Raw genomic sequence first — 21254 nt, forward strand, 5'->3', positions numbered from 1 at the left:
AGGAGTACGACGACCATGTCCCGCGTAGCCAAGAAGCCGATCGCCCTGCCCAAGGGCGTGGAACTGAACATCCAGGACACCAGCGTCAGCGCCAAGGGTCCGAAGGGCACTCTTTCCCTGGCCAAGCCGGCCGGCGTGCAGATCGCCATCGAGGACGGCAATGCCGTGCTGTCGGCCAACGATCCGTCCCTGGTTCCGCTGACCGGTACCGTCCGCTCCATCCTGGCCAACATGGTCAAGGGCGTGTCCGAGGGCTTCGAGCGCAAGCTCGAGCTGGTCGGCGTGGGTTACCGCGCCGCCATGCAGGGCAAGGACCTGAGCCTGTCGCTGGGGTTCTCGCACCCGGTCGTGTTCCAGGCGCCGGAAGGCATCACCCTGGCGGCCCCGACCCAGACCGAGATCCTGGTGCAGGGCGCAGACAAGCAGCGCGTCGGCGAAGTCGCGGCCAAGATCCGCGCCTTCCGTCCGCCGGAACCCTACAAGGGCAAGGGCGTGAAGTATTCCGACGAAGTCATCATCCGCAAGGAAGCCAAGAAGGCGTAAGCGTACGCGGGCCCTTCCGCAGGAGCCCGGCCATTCATGGCCAGGCTTCCCGAGGCAAAGGCCCGGACCATCCTTCAGCTTCCACGAGGTAATCCACATGAGCATCAAGAACGACGCCCGCCTGCGCCGCGCCAAGACCACCCGGGCCCACATCCGCAAGCTCGGCGTTCCGCGCCTGTCGGTGCTCCGCACCGGGCAGCACCTGTACGCCCAGCTTTTCACCGCCGATGGCGCCAAGGTCATCGCGGCCGCCAACACCCTGCAGGCCGACGTCAAGGACGGCCTGAAGAACGGCAAGAACACCGACGCCGCCGCGAAGGTGGGCAAGTTCATCGCCGAGCGGGCCAAGGCCGCGGGCATCGAGAAGATCGCATTCGATCGCTCGGGCTATCGCTTCCATGGCCGCATCAAGGCGCTGGCCGATGCCGCCCGCGAGGGTGGCCTGCAGTTCTGATCCATTCCGGTCATATGGGTCCGTTCCGGCGGACCCGTCCTGCCGGCGCAGGTGGCGCCGGGCGCCGTCCTCCTTCTGCGGGGACGTGACGCTGCAACGCGACAGCCCACAACCATAAGCGGCGCTCGAGCCGTACATATCCGAATCCATAAGGAAACGAAAATGGCAGAAGAACGTCAGCAGCCGCGGGGCCGCGACCGCAACCGCGAAGAAAAGATCGACGATGGCATGATTGAGAAGCTGATCGCGGTCAACCGCGTCAGCAAGACGGTCAAGGGTGGCCGCCAGTTCACCTTCACCGCGCTGACCGTGGTCGGCGACGGGGACGGCAAGGTCGGCTTCGGCTACGGCAAGGCCCGCGAGGTCCCGGTCGCCATCCAGAAGTCGATGGAGTACGCGCGCAAGGGCATGCTCAGCGTCGACCTGAACAACGGCACCCTGTGGCACCCGGTCAAGGCCGGCCACGGCGCGGCCCGCGTGTTCATGCAGCCCGCCTCCCAGGGTACCGGCGTGATCGCCGGCGGCGCCATGCGCGCCGTGCTGGAAGCGGTCGGCGTGAAGGATGTGCTGGCCAAGGCGGTGGGTTCGCGCAACCCGATCAACCTGGTCCGCGCCACCCTGAGGGGCCTGGAGGCCATGCAGTCGCCGGAGCGCATCGCGGCCAAGCGCGGCAAGAAGGCGGAGGAACTCCTCAATGGCTAACGAGTCGAACAAGACCGTCAAGGTGCGCCTGGTGCGCGGCCTGCGCGGCACCCAGGCCCGCCATCGCTTGTCGGTGAAGGCCCTGGGCCTGAACAAGCTCAACGACGTGCGCGAGCTGAAGGACAGCCCGCAGGTCCGCGGTCTGATCAACCAATTGCACTATCTGGTGCGGGTCGAGGACTAAGGAGAACACCATGCGTCTCAACACTCTCAAGCCCGCCGAGGGCGCCCGCCAGGAGCGTACCCGCGTCGGTCGCGGTATCGGTTCGGGCCTGGGCAAGACCGCTGGCCGCGGCCACAAGGGCTCGTTTGCCCGTTCCGGCAAGGGCAAGATCAAGGCCGGTTTCGAAGGCGGCCAGACCCCGATGCAGCGCCGCCTGCCGAAGGTCGGCTTCCGCTCGCTGTCGGCCAAGGACACCGCCGAGGTGCTGCTGTACAAGCTGGCGCTGATCGAGGGCGACACCGTCGATTTCGCCGCGCTGAAGGCGGCCAAGCTGGTGCCCAGCACCGCCAAGCGCGCCAAGATCGTCAAGAAGGGCGAGCTGTCGCGCAAGCTGGTCATCAAGGGCGTGCAGTTGACCGCCGGCGCCAAGGCCGCGGTCGAAGCGGCCGGCGGCAGCATCGAGGAGTAAGCGGCATATGGCGCAAGCTGGCATCGGCAATCTCGGCGGCGGTCTGGGCAAGTTCACCGAACTGCGCCAGCGCCTGCTGTTCGTGCTGGGTGCGTTGGTCGTCTATCGCATCGGCTGCTTCGTGCCGGTGCCGGGCGTCAATCCCGATGCCATGCTGGCGATGATGCAGGCGCAGGGCGGCGGCATCGTGGACATGTTCAACATGTTCTCGGGCGGCGCCCTGCACCGCTTCAGCATCTTCGCGCTGAACGTGATGCCGTACATCTCGGCGTCGATCGTGATGCAGTTGGCCGTGCACATCTTCCCGGTGCTGAAGTCGATGCAGAAGGAAGGCGAGTCCGGCCGCCGCAAGATCACCCAGTACTCGCGCATCGGCGCGGTGGGGCTGGCGGTGGTGCAGGGCGGCAGCATCGCCATGGCGCTGCAGAATCAGGTCGCGCCGGGCGGCATGCCGGTGGTGTACAGCCCAGGCATCGGCTTCGTCCTGACGGCCGTGGTATCGCTGACCGCCGGCACGATCCTGCTGATGTGGCTGGGCGAGCAGGTGACCGAGCGCGGCATCGGCAACGGCGTGTCGCTGATCATCTTCGCCGGCATCGTCGCCGGCCTGCCCAGCGCGGTGATCCAGACGATCGAGTCCTACCGCAGCGGCAGCATGAACTTCCTCGCCCTGCTGTTGATCGTGACGCTGGTGCTCGCCTTCACCTGGTTCGTGGTGTTCGTCGAGCGCGGCCAGCGCCGGATCACGGTCAACTACGCGCGCCGCCAGGGCGGGCGCAATGCGTACATGAACCAGACCTCGTTCCTGCCGCTGAAGCTCAACATGTCGGGCGTGATCCCGCCGATCTTCGCCTCCAGCATCCTGGCCTTCCCGGCGACGCTGAGCATGTGGTCGGGGCAGGCGACCTCGATCACCTGGTTGCAGCGCGTCTCGAACGCCCTGGCGCCGGGCGAGCCGCTGCACATGATCGTGCTGGCCTCGCTGATCGTGGGTTTCACGTTCTTCTATACGGCCCTGGTCTTCAATTCCAACGAGACGGCCGACAACCTGAAGAAGTCGGGCGCGCTGATTCCGGGCATCCGCCCGGGCAAGGCGACCGCCGACTACATCGATGGCGTGCTGACCCGCTTGACCGCCACCGGCTCGGCCTACCTGGTGATCGTGTGCCTGCTGCCGGAGGTGATGCGCACCGAACTGGGCACCTCGTTCTACTTCGGCGGCACCTCGCTGTTGATCGTGGTGGTGGTGGTGATGGACTTCATCGCCCAGATCCAGGCCCACCTGATGTCGCACCAGTACGAGAGCCTGCTGAAGAAGGCCAATCTCAAGGGCGGTTCGCGCGGCGGTCTGGGGCGCGGCTGAACTTACGAATCCAATCCGGCGGACCCATTCCGCCGGTCTCCGGCCAAGGCCGGAAACAGCAAATGGGCGGCCCGTGCGACGTCTCGCGCGCGGGTGAGACACTGCGGTGCCGCGCTGGAGTAGCGCGGTCGGCTCCGGGGAACCGGGTGCCAGCAGAGTCCGGCGCCGGAGCATGGGCACACTCCCCATGCCGGGCCAGGAACCTTTCGGTTCCGGGCTTCCAAGTAATCCGGGACATTGATAGAATTCGCAGTTCACTTTTGAACCAATCCTGTCGGGCGTGCCCTGGGCGCGTGCCGACCCTCAAGTTTGGAGATCGCGTCATGGCGCGTATTGCAGGCGTCAACCTGCCGACCCACAAGCACGTCTGGGTGGGGCTGCAGAGCATCTATGGCATCGGCCGCACCCGGTCGAAGAAGGTTTGCGAGGCCGCTGGCGTGGCCTCGGTGACCAAGATCCGTGACCTGTCCGAGCCGGAAGTCGAGCGCCTGCGCGCCGAGGTGGGCAAGTACGTGATCGAAGGCGACCTGCGTCGCGAAATCGGCATCGCCATCAAGCGACTGATGGACCTGGGCTGCTACCGCGGCCTTCGCCACCGCCGCGGCCTGCCTCTGCGCGGCCAGCGCACCCGCACCAATGCCCGCACCCGCAAGGGCCCGCGCAAGGCAATCAGGAAGTAAGGGATACCGATCATGGCAAAGCCGGCAGCAGCCAAGACCAAGAAGAAGATCAAGCGCGTCGTCACCGACGGCATCGCCCACGTCCACGCTTCTTTCAACAACACCATCGTCACCATCACCGACCGCCAGGGCAACGCGCTGTCGTGGGCGACTTCGGGCGGCGCGGGTTTCCGCGGTTCGCGCAAGTCGACCCCGTTCGCCGCCCAGGTGGCCGCCGAGAAGGCCGGCCGCGCCGCGCTGGACTATGGCGTCAAGTCGCTGGAAGTGCGCATCAAGGGCCCGGGCCCGGGTCGCGAGTCCGCCGTGCGTTCGCTCAACGCCGTCGGTTACAAGATCACCAATATCATCGACGTGACGCCGATCCCGCACAACGGGTGCCGTCCGCCGAAGAAGCGTCGCGTCTAAGGGAGCGATAAGAAATGGCTCGTTATATCGGTCCTACCTGTAAGCTCGCGCGCCGCGAAGGCGCCGACCTGTCGCTCAAGAGTCCGGCCCGCGCGCTGGATTCCAAGTGCAAGCTGGAGCAGAAGCCCGGCCAGCACGGCGCCACCGCGCGCAAGGGCAAGCTGTCCGACTACGCCACCCAGTTGCGCGAGAAGCAGAAGGTCAAGCGCATCTACGGCCTGCTGGAGCGCCAGTTCCGCAACTACTACAAGAAGGCCACCACCAAGAAGGGCAACACCGGCGAGAACCTGCTGCAGTTGCTGGAGACCCGCTTGGACAACGTGGTGTACCGCATGGGCTTCGCGGTGACCCGGCCGGCGGCGCGCCAGTTGGTCAGCCATCGCGGCGTGCTGGTCAACGGCAAGCCGGTCAACTTGCCTTCCTACCAGGTCAAGGCCGGCGACGCGATCGCCCTGGCCGAGAAGGCGCAGAAGCAGTTGCGCGTCCAGGAGGCGCTGACCGTGGCCGAGCAGCACGACCTCAGCCCGTCGTGGGTGGAGGTCGACGCCAAGAAGTTCGCCGGCGTGTTCAAGGCCGTCCCGGACCGGGCCGACCTGCCGGCCGACATCAACGAAGCGCTGATCGTCGAGCTGTACTCGAAGTAACAGTGGCAGGCCGCCGCGTCCATCCGGGCGCGGCGCCGCATCCCACCTCCGGCCGGATCGCGTCGCCCCGCCTTCCGGCCGTCCCCGGATGAAGGGGCCACACATCAGGGCCGGCGTTTCCCCCGAATCGTCGGCTTATTGCAGGAGAATCCGCAACATGACGGTTACCGCCAACCAGGTCCTGCGTCCCCGCGGACCGCAGATCGAACGCCTCACCGACAATCGCGCCAAGATCGTGATCGAGCCGCTCGAGCGCGGCTACGGCCACACGCTGGGCAATGCGCTGCGCCGCGTCCTGCTGTCCTCGATTCCCGGCTTCGCGATCACCGAGGTCGAGATCGACGGCGTGCTGCACGAGTACACCACGGTGGAAGGTCTGCAGGAAGACGTGCTGGAAGTCCTGCTGAACCTCAAGGACGTCGCCATCCGCATGCACAATGGCGAAAGCTCCACCCTGAGCCTGTCCAAGCAGGGTCCGGGCGTGGTCACCGCCGGCGACATCAAGACCGACCACAACGTCGAGATCCTCAATCCCGACCACGTGATCTGCCACCTGACCAAGGACACGGCGCTGAACATGCGCCTGAAGATCGAGCGTGGCTTCGGCTACCAGCCGGCCACTACCCGTCGCCATCCGGACGAGGAAACCCGCGCCATCGGCCGGCTGGTCCTGGACGCCTCGTTCTCGCCGGTCCGGCGCGTGGCCTACGCCGTGGAAGCCGCGCGCGTGGAGCAGCGTACCGACCTGGACAAGCTGGTCATCGACATCGAGACCAACGGCACCATCGATGCCGAGGAAGCCGTGCGCACCGCCGCCGACATCCTCAGCGACCAGTTGTCGGTGTTCGGCGACTTCACCCACCGCGACCGCGGCAGCGCCAAGCCGGCGCCAGCGGGCGTGGACCCGGTGCTGCTGCGCCCGATCGACGACCTCGAGCTGACCGTGCGTTCGGCCAACTGTCTCAAGGCCGAGAGCATCTACTACATCGGCGACCTGATCCAGAAGACCGAAGTGGAACTGCTCAAGACCCCGAACCTGGGCAAGAAGTCGCTTACCGAGATCAAGGAAGTGCTCGCCCAGCGCGGCCTGTCCCTGGGCATGAAGCTGGAGAACTGGCCGCCGGCCGGCATCGCACAGCACGGCATGCTGGGGTGATTCGCTGACGCGAACCCCGCCCGACCCCGCACGACCATGTGCGGGGTCCGGCAAAAGGCCCGGCCATGGACGGACGGGCGCGGCTCCGCGGAGCCGACGATACATGGCCCTGGATGGGCCGACACGATAACGGGCCTGCAGTCCCTGCAGGCTCCAAGCGCCGACGGGCCTGAAGGCACGCGGCGACTCTCCGGCCAGGGAATGCCGGACAGGACCAGCGCAGTCCGCAGCACCAACGCCTGGATGGCGACAGCGAACCACAGACGTCACACCATTCCGAAGGAACCACGACCATGCGTCACCAGAAAGCAGGCCGCAAGTTCGGCCGTACCAGCGCCCACCGCGAAGCGATGTTCCGCAACATGGCCGCCTCGCTGTTCAAGCACGAATTGATCAAGACCACCCTGCTCAAGGCCAAGGAACTGCGCCGCGTCGCCGAGCCGCTGATCACCCTGGCCAAGGTCGACAGCGTGGCCAACCGCCGCCTGGCCTTCGCCCGCCTGCGCGACAAGGAAGCGGTGGGCAACCTGTTCACCATGCTCGGCCCGCGCTACGAGGCCCGCCCGGGCGGCTACCTGCGCATCCTCAAGTGTGGCTTCCGGGCCGGCGACAATGCGCCGATGGCCTATGTCGAGCTGGTCGACCGCCCGCAGGCGGCCGAGTAACTCGTCCGCCGAGGCGGACATGTCCGAGAATCCCGGCCTCCGCGCCGGGATTTTCGTTTCAGGCGGCACGGTTACCCTTGCCGCCGCAGATGCGGAATAATTGGCCGATTCCTTCCATGCCCTGGGTGCCAACGCCAATGAACCCGTTCCGCTGGAGTTTCCGAGCCCAGTTCCTGGCTGGCTTCCTGGGCTGCGCCGCCTTGCTCGCCTATGCGATCTACACCCAGCTTTACCAGGGGCTGGAGCCATGTCCGCTGTGCATCTTCCAGCGCATCGCCTATGCCGCGCTGGGACTGGTGTTCCTGGTGGGAGGCCTGCACGCGCCACGGGCGCCGGGCGGGCGCCGCTTCTACGGCGTGGCGGTCGCGCTGGCCGGGCTGGTGGGCATCGGCATCGCCGGGCGCCATGTCTGGCTGCAGCTTCAGCCTCAGGGGACGGCGCCGTCCTGCGGTCCGCCGCTGTCGTTCCTGCAGGAAACCCTGGGCCCGATGGAGCTGGTGCGCAAGGTGCTGACCGGCACCGGCGATTGCGGCACCGTGGACTGGACCCTGCTGGGCCTGAGCATGCCGGCCTGGAGCCTGATCGGCTTCGTGTCGCTGGCCGCCTGGGGCTTGCTGGCCGCCTTCCGCCGGCGCAAGGGCCGCCACCGGTTCTGATCTCCCATCCCCCCATCCGAGTTTCACGATGAGTACCTTCGAACGTAGCCTGCAGCCCGTCTGCCTGGCCGAGGGCTGGTCGCCCGCTAGCTGGCGCGGCCGCCCGGCGCTGCAGATGCCGCAGTACCCCGACACCGCGGCGCTGGAGCGGGCGCTGGCCGAATTGCGCCGGCTGCCCCCGCTGGTCACCTCCTGGGAAATCTTCGCGCTGAAGAGGCAGATCGCCGAGGCGCAGGAAGGCAGGCGCTTCCTGCTGCAGGGCGGGGACTGCGCGGAGAACTTCGGCGATTGCGAATCGGGCACCATCTCCAACCGGCTCAAGGTGCTGCTGCAGATGAGCCTGGTCCTGATCCACGGCCTGCGCCTGCCCGTGGTGCGGGTGGGGCGCTTCGCCGGGCAGTACGCCAAGCCGCGCTCGGCCGACATGGAAACCCGCGGCGACATCAGCCTGCCCAGTTACCGCGGCGACGTGGTCAACGGCCCGGAGTTCACCGCCGCCGCGCGGGTGCCCGATCCGCGACGCATGCTGACCGCGCACGCGCGCTCGGCAATGACCATGAACTTCGTGCGCGCGCTCACCGACGGCGGCTTCGCCGACCTGCACCATCCTGAGTACTGGAGCCTGAACTGGGTCGGCTGCTCGCCGCTGGCCGAGGACTACCAGCGGATGGTGGGTTCGATCGGCGACGCGGTGCGCTTCATGGAGACGCTGGCCGGCGTGGAGATGCACAACCTCAACCGGATCGACTTCTACACCTCGCACGAGGCTTTGCTGCTGCCCTACGAGGAGGCGCTGACCCGACAGGTGCCGCGGCAGTGGGGCTGGTTCAACCTGTCCACGCACTACCCGTGGATCGGCATGCGTACCGCCGCGCTGGACGGCGCGCACGTGGAGTATTTCCGCGGCATCCGCAATCCGGTCGCGATCAAGGTCGGCCCGTCGGTGCAGCCGGACCAGTTGCTGCGCCTGATCGACGTGCTCAACCCGGACGACGAGCCGGGGCGGCTGACCTTCATCCACCGCATGGGTGCGGCGCAGATCGCCTCCAGGCTGCCGCCGCTGCTCGACGCGGTGCGCCGCGACGGCCGCCGCGTGCTGTGGGTGTGCGATGCGATGCACGGCAACACGGAAAGCACGTCCAACGGCTACAAGACCCGGCGCTTCGCCAACATCCTCAGCGAGCTGGAGCAGTCCTTCGACCTGCATGCGGCGGCCGGCACGCGCCTGGGCGGCGTGCACCTGGAACTGACCGGCGAGGACGTCACCGAGTGCACGGGCGGTGCGCGCGAGTTGACCGAGCACGACCTGGAGCGTGCCTATCGCTCCACCGTGGATCCGCGGCTGAACTACGAGCAGTCGCTGGAGATCGCATTGGCGATCGTGCGCAAGCAGGGCTTGCGGCAGGCGCTCGTCCACGGCTGAAAGCCGGCGGTGCATGGCCGTGGAGCGGAGGCTCGCGGCCCGCGCCTTGGGCGTTCGCTGCATATCCGTCACGCGGTGGCGGGCATCATCGGGCGTTACGAAACGATGCGCCGGCCCGCGCGCCCGTCCGCCGTTCCGGCCATCGTTCATGGCAGCGAAGGGGAACAGGGCGATGCCTTGCCTGCCATCATCCGTATGCACTTGCGGGCCGCGTTCGGCCGCGAGGCGGAAGACGCCGCGCCGACGCCGCGCCGGCAGGCACGACCGCGAGGCAGGTGCCGGGGTCGCCGCATGCGGAGGACGATGATGCCGGCGCGGAGGCCGCCGGTCGTCCCGTCGCGGCCGCGCGCTGAAAGCGTCAGGGTGCCGTGGTCGTCAGCGGCGGCGGGCGCCGGGCGCGGGTCAGTTGCTCGTAGGCGTAGCCGAGCTGCAGCAGGCGGGTCTCGCTCCATGCCGGGCCGATGAAGGTCAGGCCCAGCGGCAGGCCGCCGCTCTGGCCCATGGGGACGGTCAGCGACGGGTATCCGGCCACGGCGGCGGCGCCGTAGCTGGCGCCTGGAAAGCGGTCGCCGTGCGCCGGGTCGATCGGCCAGGCCACGCCGGTAGTGGGGGCGACAAGCACTTCCAGCCGCTGCGCGCGCAATGCGGCATCGATGCCCTCCGCGCCGGCCAGGCGGCGCGCGCGCATGCGTGCGGCGATGTACGCGGGCGAGGCGAGATCGCCGCGGGCGGCGGCCTGCTCGAACAATTCCTGGCCGAACAGCGGCATCGTTTCATGCGCATGCGCGCGGTTGTATTCGATCAAGCCGTCCAGCGTCCGCACCGGCGCCTGCCGCTGCTGCAGGTAGCGCTCCACGCCGGCCTTGAATTCGTGCAGCAACACCTCGAGCTCGTCCACTTCCCACTGGCCATCGGTGGGAATGCGCGCATCGACCACGGTCGCGCCGGCCTCGCGCAGGACCGCCACGGCACGTTCCGTCGCCGCGGCGACTTCGGGGGAAATGGCCATCGATTCGCGTAGCAGGCCGATGCGCACGCCCCGCAGGCTGCCTTCGCGCAGGTGCTCGGCATAGTCGAACGTAGTCAGAGTGGCGTTGGCCGAGGTGGCCGGATCGGCCGGGTCGCGCCCGGCCATGGCGGCCAGCAGCAGGGCCGCGTCCTCGACGCTGCGGGTCATCGGCCCGGCGGTGTCCTGGCTGTGCGAGATGGGCAGGATGCCGTCGCGGCTGACCAGGCCGACGGTCGGCTTGAGCCCGACCAGGCCGTTGACCGCCGCCGGGCAGAGGATGCTGCCGTCGGTCTCGGTGCCGACCCCGACCACGGCCAGGTTGGCGGCCACCGCGACCGCGGTGCCGGAACTGGAACCGCAGGGCGAGCGGTCCAGCGCGTAGGGGTTGCGGGTCTGGCCGCCGCGCGAGCTCCAGCCGGAGGTGGAGCGGGTGGAACGGAAGTTGGCCCACTCGCTGAGGTTGGACTTGCCCAGGATCACCGCGCCTTCCTGGCGCAGGCGCCGCACCAGGAAGGCATCGCCGCCCGGCCGGAAGCCGGCCAGGGCCAGCGAGCCGGCCGTGGTGCTCATCGGCGTGGCGTCGATGTTGTCCTTCAGTACCACGGGGATGCCGTGCAGCGGCCCGCGCACGCGGCCGGCGCGGCGTTCGGCGTCCATCTGCGCGGCTTCCGCGCGCGCGTGCGGGTTGATCTCCAGGTAGGCGTTGAGCCGTGGGCCGTTGCGGTCCACGGCGACGATCCGGGTCAGGTAGGCCTGGACCAGCGCGCGGCTGCTGGTCTCCCCGCGCGCCATGGCCGCTTGCAGGTCGCCGATGCCGGCCTCGGCATAGGCGAAATCCTGCGGAGACGCGGCCGCCGGCGGCCGTTGCGCGTCTCCCTCAGGCTGGCAACCCATCGCGGCACCGCACAGGGTTGCCGCGGCCAGCAATGCGAACGGACGCATTCGCAGTCTCCCCAGGTGAATCTCCGAGACTAAGGCGCCCGGCCGGGCTTGGCAAACCCGCCCCGGGGCGATCAGGCCGCGCGCGAGGCGCGCTTGCGGTCGCTCTCGGTCAGCATCTTCTTGCGCAGGCGGATGGCCTTGGGCGTGACCTCGACCAGCTCGTCGTCCTCGACGAATTCCAGGGCCTGCTCCAGCGACATCTTGATCGGCGGGGTCAGCGAGATCGCCTCGTCCTTGCCCGAGGCGCGGATGTTGGTGAGCTGCTTCTCGCGCAGGGCGTTGACGGTGAGGTCGTTGTCCTTGGCATGGATGCCGACCAGCATGCCCTCGTAGATGTCCTCGCCGGCGTCGATCAGCAGGCGCCCGCGCTCCTGCAGGCCCATCAGCGCGTAGCCGGGCGCCTTGCCCTGGCCGTTGGAGATCATCACCCCGTTCGGGCGCTTGGCGATGCTGCCTTCCTGCCGCGGGCCGTAGTGGTCGAAGATGTGGAACAGCAGGCCGCTGCCGGAAGTCAGGGTCTTGAACTCGCCCTGGAAGCCGATCAGCCCGCGCGCGGGGATGATGTAGTCCAGGCGCACGCGGCCCTTGCCGTCCAGCTCCATGCCGTTGAGCTGCGCCTTGCGCGTGCCCAGGCGCTCCATCACGCCGCCCTGGTGCTCCTCCTCGACGTCGATGACCAGTTGCTCGTAGGGCTCGTGCGGCACGCCGTCGATCTCTCTGACGATCACCTCCGGGCGGGAGACGCCCAGCTCGTAGCCTTCGCGGCGCATGGTCTCGATCAGCACCGACAGGTGCAGCTCGCCGCGGCCGGAGACCTTGAAGCGGTCGGGGTCCTCGGTGTCCTCCACCCGCAGGGCCACGTTGTGCAGGGTCTCGCGCATCAGGCGTTCGCGGATCTGGCGGCTGGTCAGGAACTTGCCGCCGGAATATTCCTTCTGCCCGGCAAACGGCGAGTTGTTCACCTGGAAGGTCATGGAGATGGTCGGCTCGTCCACGCTCAGCGCCGGCAGCGCCTCGGGGGTTGACGGGTCGGTGACGGTGTCGGAGATGCCCAGGTCCTCGATGCCGGAGATGGCGACGATGTCGCCGGCCTGCGCCTCCGCCACCTCGTGCCGCTCCAGGCCGAGGAAGCCGAGCACCTGCAGGACTTTTCCGTTGCGCTTCTTGCCGTCGCGGTCGACGATGCTGACCGGCATGTTGGTGCGGACCTTGCCGCGCTGGATGCGGCCGATGCCGATCAGGCCGACGTAGCTGTTGTAGTCCAACTGGCTGATGCGCATCTGGAACGGGCCGTCCAGGTCCACCGGCGGCGCGGGCACGTGCTGCATGATCGCTTCGTACAGCGGCGTCATGTCGCCCGAGCGTACGTCCTCGGTCAGGCCGGCGTAGCCGTTGAGGCCGGAGGCGTAGATGATCGGGAAGTCCATCTGCTCGGCGGTGGCGCCGAGCCGGTCGAACAGGTCCCATACCTGCTCCACGACCCACTCCGGCCGCGCGCCGGGGCGGTCGACCTTGTTGACGACGACGATCGGCCTGAAGCCCATCGCGAACGCCTTCTGGGTGACGAAGCGGGTCTGCGGCATCGGCCCGTCCATGGCATCGACCAGCAGCAGCACCGAGTCGACCATCGACAGCACGCGCTCGACCTCGCCGCCGAAGTCGGCGTGGCCGGGGGTGTCGACGATGTTGATGTGGTTGCCGTTCCAGTTGATGGCGGTGTTCTTGGCCAGGATGGTGATGCCGCGTTCCTTTTCCTGGTCGTTGCTGTCCATCACGCGCTCGCCCATCTGGGCGCGCTCGCTGAACGTGCCGGACTGCTTGAGCAGTTGGTCGACGAGAGTGGTCTTGCCGTGGTCGACGTGGGCGACGATGGCGATGTTGCGCAGGTTTTCGATGGACATGGGAATGACGCGCCGTCTGGGGGCACGTGGGGCGAGAGTGGGGGAAGCCGGGTATTATATCCGGCTGGCCGTCGCTCATAGCGACCGTTTGCCGGCGGGCGGCGCCGTCCCCCGGTGCCGCCCCGGCCGGCATCGCATCGATTGCCGTCCCCTCATCCCCTGCGCAGGAGCCTGACCGAATGTCCCTGATCGCCACCTTCGCCACCGCCCGCGGTCCGATCCGGGTCGAACTGCTGCCCGACAAGGCGCCCCTGACCGTGGCCAATTTCGTCAACCTGGCCGCGCGCGGCTTCTACGACGGCCTGAGCTTCCATCGCGTGATCCCCGACTTCATGGTGCAGGGCGGCTGTCCCGAGGGCTCCGGCCGTGGCGGCCCGGGCTACCGCTTCGAGGACGAGACCGACAATGGCGTGGCCCATGAGCGCGGCGTGCTGTCCATGGCCAACGCCGGCCCCAACACCAACGGCAGCCAGTTCTTCATCACCCACGTGGCCACCCCGTGGCTGGACGGCCGCCACACGGTGTTCGGCAAGGTACTGGAAGGCCTGGAGGCTGTGGATGCCATCGCCCAGGGCGACCGGATCGACTCGGTGAAGATCGAGGGCGATGCCGAAGCGGTGCTGGCGGCCAAGGCCGACCGCGTCGCCGAGTGGAATCGCTACCTGAGCGCTTGATCGGCCATGCCGGCACCGGACCTGCGTCCGGCCGGCCTGGCGGGGCCGCGTGATAAAATCACCGGCCCCACGCGACGGATTCCCATGCGCACCCTCGGCTTCCTGCTGATCCTCGGTATCGCCGGCGGGCTCTATGCCTGGTGGTCGCAGCACCGCCAGCCGGAACTGCACCCGGACGATCCGCGCGTGGCCACCGGCGAGCAGGGCATCGTGATGCTCGCCGCCGACTGGTGCGGCTACTGCCGCAGGCAGCAGGGCGACTTCGAGCGCGCCGGCGTGCGCTACCAGGTGCTCGACATCGACACCGAGCCCGGCGACCGCGCCCTGCGCGCGATCGGCGCCCGCGGCGTGCCGGTGACCGTGGTCGGTCAGGCCGTGATCCGCGGCTACGACACCGCCGCCCTGGACCGGAAGCTGGCCCCGCTGGGCTACGACGTCTATTGACCTGCGCGCCGGCCACGTCCATTCCTCCCACCTCCGCGACATCCGCAACCACCGTAAGGACCTCCACGCGATGAAGACCCCCGTTCGAGTTGCCGTCACCGGCGCCGCCGGCCAGATCGGCTACGCCCTGCTGTTCCGCATCGCCTCCGGCGAGATGCTGGGCAAGGACCAGCCCGTGATCCTGCAGTTGCTGGAACTGCCGATCGACAAGGCCCAGGCCGCGCTGAAGGGCGTGATCATGGAACTGGAGGACTGCGCGTTCCCGCTGCTGGCGGGCATCGTCGGCACCGACGACCCGGAAGTGGCATTCAAGGACGCCGACGTGGCCCTGCTGGTCGGTGCGCGTCCGCGCGGCCCGGGCATGGAGCGCAAGGATCTTCTGCTGGAAAACGCCAAGATCTTCACCGCCCAGGGCGCGGCGCTGAACAAGGTCGCCAGCCGCGACGTCAAGGTGCTGGTGGTCGGCAACCCGGCCAACACCAACGCCTACATCGCGATGAAGTCCGCACCGGACCTCAGGCCGGAGAACTTCACCGCGATGCTGCGCCTGGACCACAACCGCGCGCTGAGCCAACTGGCCGCCAAGGCCGGCGTGGCCGTGGGCGACATCGAGAAGCTGGTGGTGTGGGGCAACCACAGCCCGACCATGTACCCGGACTACCGCTTCGCCACCGTCGGCGGCGCTTCGCTCAAGGACAAGATCAACGACGCCGACTGGAACGCCAACGAGTTCATCCCCAAGGTGGGCAAGCGCGGCGCGGCGATCATCGAGGCCCGCGGCCTGTCCTCGGCCGCGTCGGCCGCCAATGCCGCCATCGACCACGTGCATGACTGGGTGCTCGGCAGCAACGGCAAGTGGGTGACCATGGGCATCCCGTCCGACGGCAGCTACGGCATTCCGGAGGGCGTGATCTTCGGCGTCGCGGTGACCACCGAGAACGGCACCTACACCCGGGTCCGCGACCTGCCGGTCGACGCTTTCAGCCAGGCTGCGATCGACAAGACCCTGGCCGAGCTGGAAGAAGAGCGCGCCGGCGTGGCCCACCTGCTGGGCTGAGCGCGATGATGCCGCGTACGAAAAGGCCGGGTTTCCCGGCCTTTTCGCGTTCCGGGGCACTGGGCTCCGGCGCGTTCCCCCACGGCCGGGCCGGGCTTTCCGCCGCGCCATCGGGAAATCGGCGGACGTACGCCGCCGGGTCCGCTGTCCTCCTCGCACTGAAGAAGAGCGGCGCGGCCGACGGTGCGGCGCATGGGCGTCGAGGTTTGGCACCGGGAGCATCCGGTACCGTGCCACGCCCACGGATGCACGTTGATGCGCATCCGGACCTCATCCCGGAAGCGGCGCCTCAGTCGTGCGCCGCCGCCGCCGCGGCCTCCGGCTGCAACCCGGTATAGCGGGCGCGGGGGCGGATCAGGCGGCCTTGGGCCTGCTGCTCCAGCGCATGGGCCAGCCAGCCGGCGAGGCGGCTGGTGGCGAACATCGCCAGCGCATGGGTGGCCGGCAAGCCGAAGGCCAGGCAGATCGCGGTGAGCATGAAGTCGATGTTGGGCTGCCGTCCGCTGGCCTGGCCGGCCGCGTCGATCACCGTGTCGAGCAGCCGCATCGTCGCCGGGTCGACCGGCGCGGCGCGCAGCATGGACAGCAGTTCGGCCGCGCGCGGATCGCCGTCCGGATACAGGGCGTGGCCGAAGCCTGGCAGGTCTTCTCCCTGGCGCCAGTGGGTGGCGATGAAGCGGCCGATGTCGCGGGACTGCCCGGCTTGCTCGATCAGCATGTAGGCGCGCGTGGCCGCGCCGCCATGGCGCGGGCCGGACAGCGCGGACAGCCCCGCGCACACTGTGGCGTGCAGGTGCGCTCCGGTGGAGGCGACCACGCGCGCGGCGAAGGCCGAGACGTTGAGTTCGTGGTCGGCGCACAACACCAGCGCGGCGCGGACCAGTTCGGCGAAAGCCGCATCGCCGGGGCGCCATGTCTGGCCCAGCAGGCGATGCACCGGGCCGGCGGGCCGGCTGGCCACCAGCAGCGCGGCGTTCTGCCGCAGCAGGGTGGCGGCCACCGCGCGGCGCGTGGCCTGGTCTGCGCGAAAGGAGTGCGGCACCTGCAGCGCCAGCAGCGGGATCACCGCCATCGCCCGTGCCAGCGGCGGCAGTTCGGCGTCGAGCGCCAGCGCAGCGACCCGCGCGGGCCAGTCGCCGGGCGGCTCGACGAACGGATCCTGGCTGCCGCAGTCCCACAGCAGGCGGGCGGTGTCCTCCAGGGTGGCGCCGGCGCGGACCGCGGCCACGGCCGAGCGGCCGCGGTAGTAGGGCCCGTCCGGCCGGATCAGCGAGATCCGCGTCTCCAGTACCGGCAGGCCGCGATCCAGGCTCTGTGCCGCGCCACGCGCCGGTCCGCGGCCCAGTCGCTTGCGCTGCGCCAATTGTTCCACCTCGCGGCGCAGGTAGACGCGGCTGCGGTGATCGCGGCCCGGCCGCGATTCCAGCAGCCCGCGGCTGACGTAGGCGTAGAGCGTGGCCGGGCTGATGCCCAGCAGCCGGCAGGCCTCGACGGCGGGGATCAGATCGCTATCCATCGAATGTATTGATTCTTCAGATCAAGATTGATCAACTGGTGACAGGGTGCCACATTGCCGCTGCCGCTGCCGCTGCCGCTGCCGCTGCCGCTGCCGCTGCCGCTGCCGCTGCCGCTGCCGCTGCCGCTGGCACGCCGCGCCCTCGCATTCCTCCCAGCCAGGCCGAGGTCCGAACATGACCATGTCCCCGTCCGCAGGCGCCCGCTTCCGCGCCGCGCTGACCGCCGAGTCGCCGCTGCAGGTGATCGGCGCGATCAACGCCAACCACGCCCTGCTGGCGCGGCGTGCCGGCTATCGGGCGATCTACCTGTCGGGCGGCGGCGTGGCCGCCGGTTCGCTGGGCCTGCCGGACCTCGGCATCAACACGCTTGAGGATGTGTTGATCGACACCCGCCGCATCACCGACGTGTGCGAGCTGCCGCTGCTGGTGGACATCGACACCGGCTTCGGACCGAGCGCATTCAACATCCAGCGCACGGTCAAGTCGCTGATCAAGGCCGGCGCGGCGGCCTGCCACATCGAGGACCAGGTGGGCGCCAAGCGCTGCGGCCACCGGCCCGGCAAGGAGATCGTGCCGGTGGCCGAGATGGTCGACCGGGTCAAGGCCGCGGCCGACGCGAAGACCGATCCGGACTTCTTCCTCATCGCGCGCACCGACGCCATCCAGGTCGACGGGGTGGACGCGGCCATCGAGCGCGCCATCGCCTGCGTGGAGGCCGGCGCCGACGGCGTCTTCGCCGAGGCCGCCTACGACCTGGACACCTATCGCCGCTTCGCCGGGGCGGTGAAGGCGCCGGTGCTGGCCAACATCACCGAGTTCGGCAGCACCCCGCTGTTCTCCCGCGAGGAGCTGGCCGCGGCCGGCGTGGCGATCCAGTTGTTCCCGCTGTCCGCGTTCCGCGCGGCCAACCGGGCCGCCGAGCGCGTCTACGAGGCCATCCGCCGCGACGGCCACCAGCGCGGCGTGGTCGACGCCATGCAGACACGCGAGGAACTGTACGAGCGCATCGGCTACCACGCCTTCGAGCGCAGGCTCGATGCGCTGTCGGCGGCGAAGCGATAGCCTCGTCCCTCAGCCTTGAGGCAACCAGGCAACAGGACCGGGAGCACTCCGATGAGCGAAGCCACCCCTGCCGCATTCAAGCCGAAGAAGTCGGTCGCACTGAGCGGCACGGTCGCCGGCAACACCGCGCTGTGCACCGTCGGCCGCAGCGGCAACGACCTGCACTACCGCGGCTACGACATCCTCGACCTGGCCACGGCCAGCGAGTTCGAGGAGGTGGCCCACTTGCTGGTCCACGGCACCCTGCCCAACCGCGCCGAGCTGGCCGGCTACAAGGCCAGGCTGAAATCGCTGCGCGGCATTCCCGCCGCGGTGAAGGCGGTGCTGGAACGGTTGCCGCCCTCGGCGCATCCGATGGACGTGATGCGCACCGGCGTATCGGCGCTGGGCTGCGTCTGCCCGGAAAAGGACGACCACGGCCATCCCGGCGCGCGCGACATCGCCGACAAGCTGATGGCCAGCCTCGGCTCGATGCTGCTGTACTGGTACCACTACAGCCACAACGGCCGCCGCATCGAGGAAACGGCGCCCGGGGAAGACTCCATCGGCGGCCACTTCCTGCACCTGCTGCATGGCCGGGAACCGCACGAATCGTGGGTGCGTGCGATGCACACCTCGTTGATCCTCTATGCCGAGCACGAGTTCAACGCCTCCACCTTCGCCGCGCGGGTGATCGCCGGTACCGGCAGCGACATGCATAGCTGCATCGCCGGGGCGATCGGCGCGCTGCGCGGGCCCAGGCACGGCGGCGCCAACGAGGTCGCCTTCGAGGTGCAGCAGCGCTACGACACCCCCGACGAGGCCGAGGCCGACATCCGGGCGCGGGTGGAGCGCAAGGAAGTGGTGATCGGCTTCGGTCACCCGGTCTACACCGTGGGCGATCCGCGCAACCAGGTGATCAAGCAGGTGGCGCGCGAACTGTCGGACGAGCAGTCCAACCGGAAGATGTTCGACATCGCCGAGCGGCTGGAAACGGTGATGTGGGACATCAAGAGGATGTTCCCGAACCTGGACTGGTTCAGCGCGGTCAGCTACCACATGATGGGCGTGCCCACGGCCATGTTCACCCCGCTGTTCGTGCTGGCCCGCACGTCCGGCTGGAGCGCGCACGTGATCGAGCAGCGGGCCGACGGCAAGATCATCCGGCCCAGCGCCCACTACACCGGCCCGGAGAACCGGGAGTTCGTGCCGCTCGACCGGCGGGGGTGATAAGGTTGGGAGATGCGTATTCCTGGGGGGGAACGATGCGCGAGGGGATCTATCGCAAGACCGACGCCGGCCGGGACGAGATCCGCGACCGTGGGCGGCGCCTGCCGCCGCCGCTGCGGACCGTCCTGCTGATGGTGGACGGGCAGCGCACGTTGTCCGAGCTGCGCGAGCTGGCTACCGGCGTGCGAGCCCAGGAGGACGCGCTGGAGCGTCTGTTGGCAGAGGAGCTGATCGAGCTGGTGCCCAGCGGCTTCGACGCCGCCGGCCTGATGCGGGCGTTGGGGCCTGCGGCGCCGGCAACTGCGGCCGCCGCCGTCCCGCCTTCGCCTTCGCCACCTTCGCCCGCAGCGGTAGAGGCAGTGGAAGAGGAGCCGGCCGCGGCTGCGCCGGCCGGCACGCCCGGCGACACGGACCGCTACGTCCGCTTACACACGGAAATGAGCGAGGCCGTGCGCGGCCATCTGGGGCTGCGCGGCTATTTCCTGCAGTTGAAGATCGAGCGCTGCAAGGACCTGGGCGCGCTGCAGGGGGTGCTGCCCGAGTTGCGCCAGGCGCTGGCCAAGGGCAAGGGCGAGGCGTTCGCCACCGACTGGGAAGCGCGCCTGGCCGATCCCGGCTGACCAGCGGGCGCCGCCCGCAAGGGCAGGGCGCCGCCGGGCGGGAGGGTCAGGCCAGGCCCTCGGTGCGCAATGCGCGTTGTACGCCGGCATCGGCCTGCATGCGCTGGCGGAAGCCGGCCAGCCGGTCCAGGCCGGCCAGGTCCACACCGAAGCGCTCGGCCCAGGACAGGGTCACGAACAGGTAGGGGTCGGCGAAGCTGCGGAAGCCGGCCAGCCAGTCGCGGCCGTCCAGGCGCGCATCCGCGGTTTCGTACAGCCCGCGCAAGCGCTTGCGCGTGGAGGCCGCCAGCGCCTCGTGCTGCGCCGGGTCGGCGATGAACAAGGCCGGTGCGAACAGCGGCCGGAACGCCGGGTGCAGGTCGGAGTTGACGAAGGACAGCCAGCGGGTGGCTTCGCCCCGCTGCCGGGCGCTGCCGTCGCCGGCCAGGCCGGCCTGCGGGAAGCTGTCGGCGATGTAGCCGACGATGGCGGCGTTCTGGGTGAGGACGAAGTCCCCGTCGACCAGCACCGGCACCGAGCCGGCGGGATTCAGGGCGCGGAATGCGGGTGCCTTCATCCGCTCGGCGTCCATCACCTCCACGTCGAACGGCTGGCCGGTCCAGCACAGGTCGATATGGACTGCGGTGGAGCAGGCGCCGGACTTGGTATAGAGCTTCATGCGGGGATCCTCGTGCAGAAACGGAACGGACCCGCGATTATGCGGGCCCGTGCCGTGTCGTGCGCGTGGTCTGCCGGCGGTGCCGGGAGCGGCGGATCAGGTGCGCGGGCGCAGCCGCTGGACCCGGTAGAAGGTGTGGTCGCCGATGGTCGCCACCTGGTAGGCGTTGCTCCAGCTCGGGCTGGCGATGGCGTGGGCGGCGAAGTGGCTGGCGCCGGGGACGATCTCCTCGCGCTGGCCCAGCGGCAGCGCCCAGTTGCGCTCGGCGCGCAGGGCCACGTCGATCGAGCGGTTCCAGGCGTCCAGGTTCCGCAGCCGGGTATTGGGCGAGACGATGGTGGGCGCGAACTGCTTGCGGGCGGTGACCACGTCGCACATCGATTCGCCCCACAGGCCGCTGTCGCGGCGGCGCAGGGCGACCTCGGCCACCGCCTGCTGGCCGCGCACGCTCTGGTCGCGGGCTTCCAGGTACACGGTGGTGCTCAGGCACAGCGAGTCGGCGGCCGGCTGCGGCAGGAGCTGCGACAGCCAGAGGATCCATGCCAGTTTCATTCGTTTTCTCCTTGCTCCGTCTTCGCCGCCCGGCTGCCTTCCTCCACGTGCGGGAGGAAGCTGGCGGGTCATGGCGCGGCGTCATGGGGAGGCGGCCTTCCGCGGGTCGCCCGGGATGTCGGCCAACGAAGGGCCGGCGGGTCCGCCAGTTGAATAGGGGCGGATCAGAGGTGGCGCGCAAGATAGAGGCGCTTTGCAGAACGAAAACTGAACATCCTGGCTTGACAACCGGCTTCGGTACAGATTCCGGAATGGGGCGCCCCCCGGCCGCGAGCGGGCAGGCGGC

General features: G+C 69.1%; 24 protein-coding genes. 19 read left to right on the forward strand and 5 right to left on the reverse strand.

The window, feature by feature from the left end; translation table 11 throughout:
* The first annotated feature begins 15 nt into the window (after positions 1–15).
* The 13 genes from rplF (at position 16) to HNR76_RS04550 (ending at position 9323) form a co-directional block, all read left to right on the forward strand.
* Positions 16–543, forward strand: coding sequence for a 50S ribosomal protein L6 (gene rplF, locus HNR76_RS04490; RefSeq protein ID WP_162311773.1), 528 nt, complete (start codon positions 16–18; stop codon positions 541–543).
* 97 nt (positions 544–640) lie between these two features.
* A complete protein-coding gene (gene rplR / locus HNR76_RS04495; RefSeq protein ID WP_162311772.1) occupies positions 641–997 on the forward strand; it encodes a 50S ribosomal protein L18 in 357 nt (118 codons plus the stop codon).
* Between the two features lie 162 nt (positions 998–1159).
* A complete protein-coding gene (gene rpsE / locus HNR76_RS04500) occupies positions 1160–1699 on the forward strand; it encodes a 30S ribosomal protein S5 (protein WP_162311771.1) in 540 nt (179 codons plus the stop codon).
* Positions 1692–1883 carry a 50S ribosomal protein L30 gene (rpmD, locus tag HNR76_RS04505; RefSeq protein ID WP_162311770.1) on the forward strand — a complete coding sequence of 64 codons (192 nt, stop codon included), beginning with the start codon at positions 1692–1694 and terminating at the stop codon, positions 1881–1883. Before rpsE ends, rpmD begins: the two co-directional genes overlap by 8 nt.
* A 10-nt stretch (positions 1884–1893) precedes the next feature.
* Positions 1894–2331, forward strand: coding sequence for a 50S ribosomal protein L15 (rplO, locus tag HNR76_RS04510; RefSeq protein ID WP_162311769.1), 438 nt, complete (start codon positions 1894–1896; stop codon positions 2329–2331).
* Between the two features lie 7 nt (positions 2332–2338).
* A complete protein-coding gene (secY, locus tag HNR76_RS04515) occupies positions 2339–3694 on the forward strand; it encodes a preprotein translocase subunit SecY (RefSeq protein WP_162311768.1) in 1356 nt (451 codons plus the stop codon).
* A 323-nt stretch (positions 3695–4017) separates the two neighbouring features.
* The gene (gene rpsM, locus HNR76_RS04520) at positions 4018–4374 is read left to right on the forward strand and encodes a 30S ribosomal protein S13 (RefSeq protein ID WP_162311767.1); all 357 of its coding nucleotides are present in this window, start codon (positions 4018–4020) and stop codon (positions 4372–4374) included.
* Positions 4375–4386: 12 nt separating this feature from the next.
* Positions 4387–4779, forward strand: a complete 393-nt coding sequence (gene rpsK / locus HNR76_RS04525; protein WP_028918219.1) for a 30S ribosomal protein S11 — start codon at positions 4387–4389, stop codon at positions 4777–4779.
* A gap of 14 nt (positions 4780–4793) precedes the next feature.
* Positions 4794–5423 (forward strand): 30S ribosomal protein S4, encoded by a 630-nt coding sequence (gene rpsD / locus HNR76_RS04530; protein WP_162311766.1) that lies wholly within the window; start codon positions 4794–4796, stop codon positions 5421–5423.
* Between the two features lie 157 nt (positions 5424–5580).
* Positions 5581–6579, forward strand: a complete 999-nt coding sequence (locus tag HNR76_RS04535; RefSeq protein WP_162311765.1) for a DNA-directed RNA polymerase subunit alpha — start codon at positions 5581–5583, stop codon at positions 6577–6579.
* A 293-nt stretch (positions 6580–6872) separates the two neighbouring features.
* Complete coding sequence (gene rplQ, locus HNR76_RS04540) at positions 6873–7244, forward strand: 50S ribosomal protein L17 (RefSeq protein ID WP_162311764.1); 372 nt, start codon at positions 6873–6875, stop codon at positions 7242–7244.
* A 137-nt stretch (positions 7245–7381) separates the two neighbouring features.
* The gene (locus HNR76_RS04545) at positions 7382–7900 is read left to right on the forward strand and encodes a disulfide bond formation protein B (RefSeq protein WP_162311763.1); all 519 of its coding nucleotides are present in this window, start codon (positions 7382–7384) and stop codon (positions 7898–7900) included.
* 28 nt (positions 7901–7928) lie between these two features.
* On the forward strand, positions 7929–9323 hold the full coding sequence (locus HNR76_RS04550; protein ID WP_162311762.1) for a class II 3-deoxy-7-phosphoheptulonate synthase: 1395 nt from the start codon (positions 7929–7931) through the stop codon (positions 9321–9323).
* A gap of 358 nt (positions 9324–9681) precedes the next feature.
* Here the strand turns inward: HNR76_RS04550 and HNR76_RS04555 are convergent, their stop codons facing one another.
* Together HNR76_RS04555 and typA are read right to left on the reverse strand one after the other, a co-directional pair.
* On the reverse strand, positions 9682–11274 hold the full coding sequence (locus HNR76_RS04555; RefSeq protein ID WP_246429008.1) for an amidase: 1593 nt from the start codon (positions 11272–11274) through the stop codon (positions 9682–9684).
* 71 nt (positions 11275–11345) lie between these two features.
* Positions 11346–13175, reverse strand: a complete 1830-nt coding sequence (gene typA / locus HNR76_RS04560; RefSeq protein WP_162311761.1) for a translational GTPase TypA — start codon at positions 13173–13175, stop codon at positions 11346–11348.
* A gap of 179 nt (positions 13176–13354) precedes the next feature.
* Between typA and HNR76_RS04565 the strand changes: the two genes are divergently transcribed.
* The 3 genes from HNR76_RS04565 (at position 13355) to HNR76_RS04575 (ending at position 15350) form a co-directional block, all read left to right on the forward strand.
* Positions 13355–13849, forward strand: a complete 495-nt coding sequence (locus HNR76_RS04565; RefSeq protein ID WP_162311760.1) for a peptidylprolyl isomerase — start codon at positions 13355–13357, stop codon at positions 13847–13849.
* A gap of 84 nt (positions 13850–13933) precedes the next feature.
* Positions 13934–14293, forward strand: a complete 360-nt coding sequence (locus HNR76_RS04570) for a glutaredoxin family protein (protein WP_162311759.1) — start codon at positions 13934–13936, stop codon at positions 14291–14293.
* Positions 14294–14363: 70 nt separating this feature from the next.
* Positions 14364–15350, forward strand: a complete 987-nt coding sequence (locus tag HNR76_RS04575; RefSeq protein WP_162311758.1) for a malate dehydrogenase — start codon at positions 14364–14366, stop codon at positions 15348–15350.
* Between the two features lie 289 nt (positions 15351–15639).
* Here the strand turns inward: HNR76_RS04575 and HNR76_RS04580 are convergent, their stop codons facing one another.
* Complete coding sequence (locus HNR76_RS04580) at positions 15640–16866, reverse strand: citrate synthase family protein (protein ID WP_162311757.1); 1227 nt, start codon at positions 16864–16866, stop codon at positions 15640–15642.
* A 175-nt stretch (positions 16867–17041) separates the two neighbouring features.
* Between HNR76_RS04580 and prpB the strand changes: the two genes are divergently transcribed.
* The 3 genes from prpB to HNR76_RS04595 are packed head-to-tail and all read left to right on the forward strand — an operon-like array spanning position 17042 to position 19758.
* Positions 17042–17929, forward strand: a complete 888-nt coding sequence (prpB, locus tag HNR76_RS04585) for a methylisocitrate lyase (RefSeq protein ID WP_425501819.1) — start codon at positions 17042–17044, stop codon at positions 17927–17929.
* 51 nt (positions 17930–17980) lie between these two features.
* Positions 17981–19138, forward strand: coding sequence for a bifunctional 2-methylcitrate synthase/citrate synthase (prpC, locus tag HNR76_RS04590; protein WP_162311755.1), 1158 nt, complete (start codon positions 17981–17983; stop codon positions 19136–19138).
* A 35-nt stretch (positions 19139–19173) separates the two neighbouring features.
* Positions 19174–19758, forward strand: coding sequence for a hypothetical protein (locus HNR76_RS04595; protein WP_162311754.1), 585 nt, complete (start codon positions 19174–19176; stop codon positions 19756–19758).
* 46 nt (positions 19759–19804) lie between these two features.
* Here HNR76_RS04595 and HNR76_RS04600 read toward each other — a convergent pair whose 3' ends face one another.
* Both HNR76_RS04600 and HNR76_RS04605 read right to left on the reverse strand, forming a co-directional pair.
* The gene (locus HNR76_RS04600; protein ID WP_162311753.1) at positions 19805–20416 is read right to left on the reverse strand and encodes a glutathione S-transferase family protein; all 612 of its coding nucleotides are present in this window, start codon (positions 20414–20416) and stop codon (positions 19805–19807) included.
* Positions 20417–20512: 96 nt separating this feature from the next.
* A complete protein-coding gene (locus tag HNR76_RS04605) occupies positions 20513–20968 on the reverse strand; it encodes a cell wall hydrolase (RefSeq protein WP_162311752.1) in 456 nt (151 codons plus the stop codon).
* Between the last annotated feature and the right edge of the window lie 286 nt (positions 20969–21254).

This window comes from Pseudoxanthomonas broegbernensis, from assembly GCF_014202435.1.
GTDB classification, from domain to species: Bacteria; Pseudomonadota; Gammaproteobacteria; order Xanthomonadales; family Xanthomonadaceae; genus Pseudoxanthomonas; species Pseudoxanthomonas broegbernensis.